Origin of the sequence: Brevundimonas sp., assembly GCF_016463485.1 — a bacterium.
In the GTDB taxonomy this organism is placed as follows: domain Bacteria; phylum Pseudomonadota; class Alphaproteobacteria; order Caulobacterales; family Caulobacteraceae; genus Brevundimonas.
In genome coordinates, this window is sequence record NZ_JAEMRD010000220.1 from 1 (window position 1) to 3,394 (window position 3,394).

Consider the following 3,394-nt stretch of genomic DNA (forward strand, 5'->3'; position numbering starts at 1 on the left):
CGATCAGAACCCAGTCGCAGTGCGGCAGGCCCTCGACCTTGGCCTTGCCCAGGCCGTGTTCCTTTAGGGTGCGCAGCAGGTGGTCGGCCAGGGCGCCGACGTGGCGGTGCGACCGGCCAGAGGCCACGATCATGGTGTCGGCCATGGGCGACTTGCCCTTGAGGTCGATCAGGACGATGTCCTGGGCCTTGTCGTCGTCCAGCTTGGCGAGGATGGCGGTTTCCAGGGCGTTGCTGCCGGCGGGCAAGGCCACGCGCGGACCGTCGAAACCCGAACCCTCTTCCCCGTCTTCGGTGCGGATGGGCTCGAAATCGTCCATCTCGTGGGCCGTGTTGGAAACGGCGTCTTCATGCGTATCGTACGCGGGCGAGGGGGTCAGCGGAGGGCTCCGGGGTGGTGACTAAAGCGGGTGTCTAGCACAGATGGGACCCGGGGTCACGTGACTCAAGCGGGGCCGGACAGGGCCGCCCTGCGGATCGCCGTGGACGAGCTGAGATTCAGCGGCGCCGTCAGATAGGTCCAGGCCGGGGCGGACATGTCGGCCAACACCCGCGCCTCGTCCGACGAGACCCGGAAACCGGCGAACCGACGCGCCGCCGGGGCCGCACGGCTCTCCAGCATCGAGCCCGGCCGGGCGACAACCGCCACCGGCATCATTCGCATGATGTCGGTCCAGCCGCGCCACCGATGGAAGCTTTCGAGATTGTCCGAGCCCATCAGCCAGACGAAATGCACATTGGGATAGCGAGCCTTGAGCGTGCGCAGGGTGTCGATGGTCCAGGTGGTGCCGGCGCGGGTCTCGAAATCCGAGACGACCATGGCCGGGCCGTGGGCGTGGGTCCGGGCCGAGGCCATGCGATCGGCCAGGGGCGCGGTCTCATGCCGGCCCTTGAGCGGGTTCTGGGGCGAGACCAGCCAGACGACGCGATCGAGCTGCAACCGGCTCATGGCCGTCTCGGCGACGTGGGCATGGCCGTCGTGGGCCGGGTTGAACGAGCCGCCGAACAGGCCGACCCGCATTCCGGGCGCGAGGTTCAGCCCGTCGCGCAAGGCACCGGCGCGGGGGCCGGACGTCTGGGGCGCGGGACCGGCGTGGAAGAAGGACAAGGCGGTCGGCGCTCGGCGTTACGAGGAAGGCGGCTTATGCTCAGTCTTGCGCTAACACGCCGGGAACGGACTGTCGCGTCAGATTCCTTGACGCAGTGCAGCAGAGACGGACGCCTTCAGGGGGCCCAGCCTGCGGCGGTCGATGGGATCACGTCGCCCTCTTCGTCGATCTCGCCACGGTTCTTGCGCACCTCGGCCCAGGCGGCACGGAGCAGTTCGGGCACGCCTTCGCCCGAGACGCCCGAGACCAGCATGGGGCGCTTGCCGGAGGCGGCCTCAAGCTCGGCGGCCTTGGCCTGGCGCTCGTCGGGGGACAGGGCGTCGATCTTGTTCAGCGCCAGGATTTCGGTCTTGTCGGCCAGGCCCTCGCCATAGGCATCCAGCTCGCCGCGAATGATGCGGTAGGCGCTCGCCACATCGTCCTGGGTGCCGTCGACCAGATGGATCAGCGAGGCCGAGCGTTCGACATGACCCAGGAACCGGACGCCGAGGCCCGCGCCCTCGGACGCGCCCTCGATCAGGCCGGGGATGTCGGCGATCACGAACCGTTCGCCCGGCGACAGATCGACCATGCCCAGGTTGGGGGCCAGGGTGGTGAACGGATAGTCCGCGATCTTGGGCCGGGCCGCCGAGGACGCGGCGAGGAAGGTCGACTTGCCGGCGTTGGGGAGGCCCGCCAGACCGATGTCGGCGATCAGTTTCAACCGCAGCCAGATCCACATCTCCTGGCCTTCCTGGCCCGGATTGGCGTGGCGCGGGGCCTGGTTGCCCGGTCCCTTGAAGCGGACATTGCCCCAGCCGCCGTTGCCGCCACGCAGCAGACATTCGCTCTGGCCGATCTCGACCATGTCCAGCACGACCGTCTCCTTGTCCTCGCCCAGCACCTGGGTGCCGACCGGGACCTTGAGCACCACGTCCTCGCCCTTGGCGCCGTGCATCTGGCGGCCCTGGCCATGGTGGCCGGTGTCGGCCTTGAAATGCTGGCGATAGCGATAGTCGATCAGGGTGTTCAGCCCCTCGACCGCCTCGATCCAGACCGAGCCGCCGTTGCCGCCGTCGCCGCCGTCCGGGCCGCCGTTGGGGATGAATTTCTCGCGCCGGAACGAGACGGAGCCTGCCCCGCCGTTACCGGAACGGATGTAGATCTTGGCCTGGTCGAGGAATTTCATCGGGGAGACTTTTCAGGGCGCTAACGCTCGCGACGCGGTCGCTCGCTGCTTGAGCGCAGGCCCTATAGCTGAAGAGAGCGGCGATTTACAGGCATCCCAAGTTGAGCGCGCTATGCTCGCCTCGCGGAGCCTCGCGACTTGAGCGCACTCGCGTCAGGCCTTTCGGACGAACTCGGTCCGGAGGACGAGGCCGCGCACCTTGTCGACATTGGCCTCGATCTCGGCCTCGTCGTCGGTCAGGCGGATGTTCTTGACCAGGGTGCCGCGCTTCAGCGTCACCCCGCCCGACCCCTTGACCTTGAGGTCCTTGATCAGGGTCACGCTGTCGCCGTCGGCCAGGATGTTGCCGTTGGAATCCTTGGTCGGGGTGTCGGTCATGGGCGGGCCATAGCGTACCCTCCTCCTTTCGTCATCCTCCGGCGAGCGTCGCGAGACCGGGGGACCCAGCGGCACCGAAGGCGATCTTTCCGGTCGAGCTCTCAGCCGGATGTGTGCGTGACAGTGTCCTGCTCTCGCAGGCCGCTGGGTCCCCCGGTCGCTTCGCGCCGGAGGATGACGAAAGAAGAAGCTTCAGTCCGGCACATTCGCGTCGAGTTCGTCCAGCCAGACCCTCGCATTGCCGTCTGAAGGCGCGCGCCAGTCGCCGCGGGGGCTCAAGGAACCGCCGGTGACGACCTTGGGGCCATTGGGCAGGGCCGAGCGTTTGAACTGGCTGGTCTGGAAGAAGCGGATCAGGAATTTGCGCAGCCAGGACTTGATGGTGCCCAGGTCGTATTCGACCTTTTCCTCATCCGGGGTGTTGATCGGCCAGGCCCCGCGCGCGGCGTCGCCCCAGGCCTGATGGGCCAGATAGGCGACCTTGGAGGGCTTCAGGCCGAACCGGGTGATGTAGAACATGAAGAAGTCGTTCAACGCATAGGGGCCGACGGTGGCCTCGGTGGACTGGATCTTCCCGTCCGCACCGGCGGGGACCAGTTCGGGCGAGATTTCGGTGTCGAGGATGGCGTTCAGGGTGTCGGCGGCGTTCGCCATGTCGTCCCGGCCCGCGACCCAGCGGATCAGATGCCGGATCAGGGTCTTCGCCACCCCGCCGTTGACGTTGTAGTGGCTCATGTGGT

Annotated in this window: 4 protein-coding genes and 1 pseudogene; all 5 read right to left on the reverse strand. The window is 67.4% G+C overall.

Annotated elements, in window-relative coordinates; translation table 11 throughout:
- The coding region (gene rsfS, locus JHC99_RS18075) for a ribosome silencing factor (protein ID WP_292156068.1) at positions 1-319 on the reverse strand (319 nt) is incomplete at its 3' end.
- 125 nt (positions 320-444) lie between these two features.
- Positions 445-1,107: a nicotinate-nucleotide adenylyltransferase gene (locus tag JHC99_RS18080; RefSeq protein WP_292156069.1), complete on the reverse strand. Its 663-nt coding sequence runs from the start codon at positions 1,105-1,107 to the stop codon at positions 445-447.
- Positions 1,108-1,223: 116 nt separating this feature from the next.
- Positions 1,224-2,276: a GTPase ObgE gene (gene obgE, locus JHC99_RS18085; protein ID WP_292156070.1), complete on the reverse strand. Its 1,053-nt coding sequence runs from the start codon at positions 2,274-2,276 to the stop codon at positions 1,224-1,226.
- A gap of 153 nt (positions 2,277-2,429) precedes the next feature.
- Entirely contained in the window at positions 2,430-2,654 is a 225-nt protein-coding gene (locus tag JHC99_RS18090) for an alkylphosphonate utilization protein (protein ID WP_292156071.1), read from the reverse strand.
- Between the two features lie 192 nt (positions 2,655-2,846).
- Positions 2,847-3,394, reverse strand: a pseudogene (nadE, locus tag JHC99_RS18095) (NAD(+) synthase); the annotation flags it as partial.

Coding starts and splice junctions, on each gene's coding strand:
- JHC99_RS18090 (WP_292156071.1), bottom strand. CDS start 2,654: ATGACCGACACCCCGACCAAGGATTCCAACGGCAACATCCTGGCCGAC.
- obgE (WP_292156070.1), bottom strand. CDS start 2,276: ATGAAATTCCTCGACCAGGCCAAGATCTACATCCGTTCCGGTAACGGC.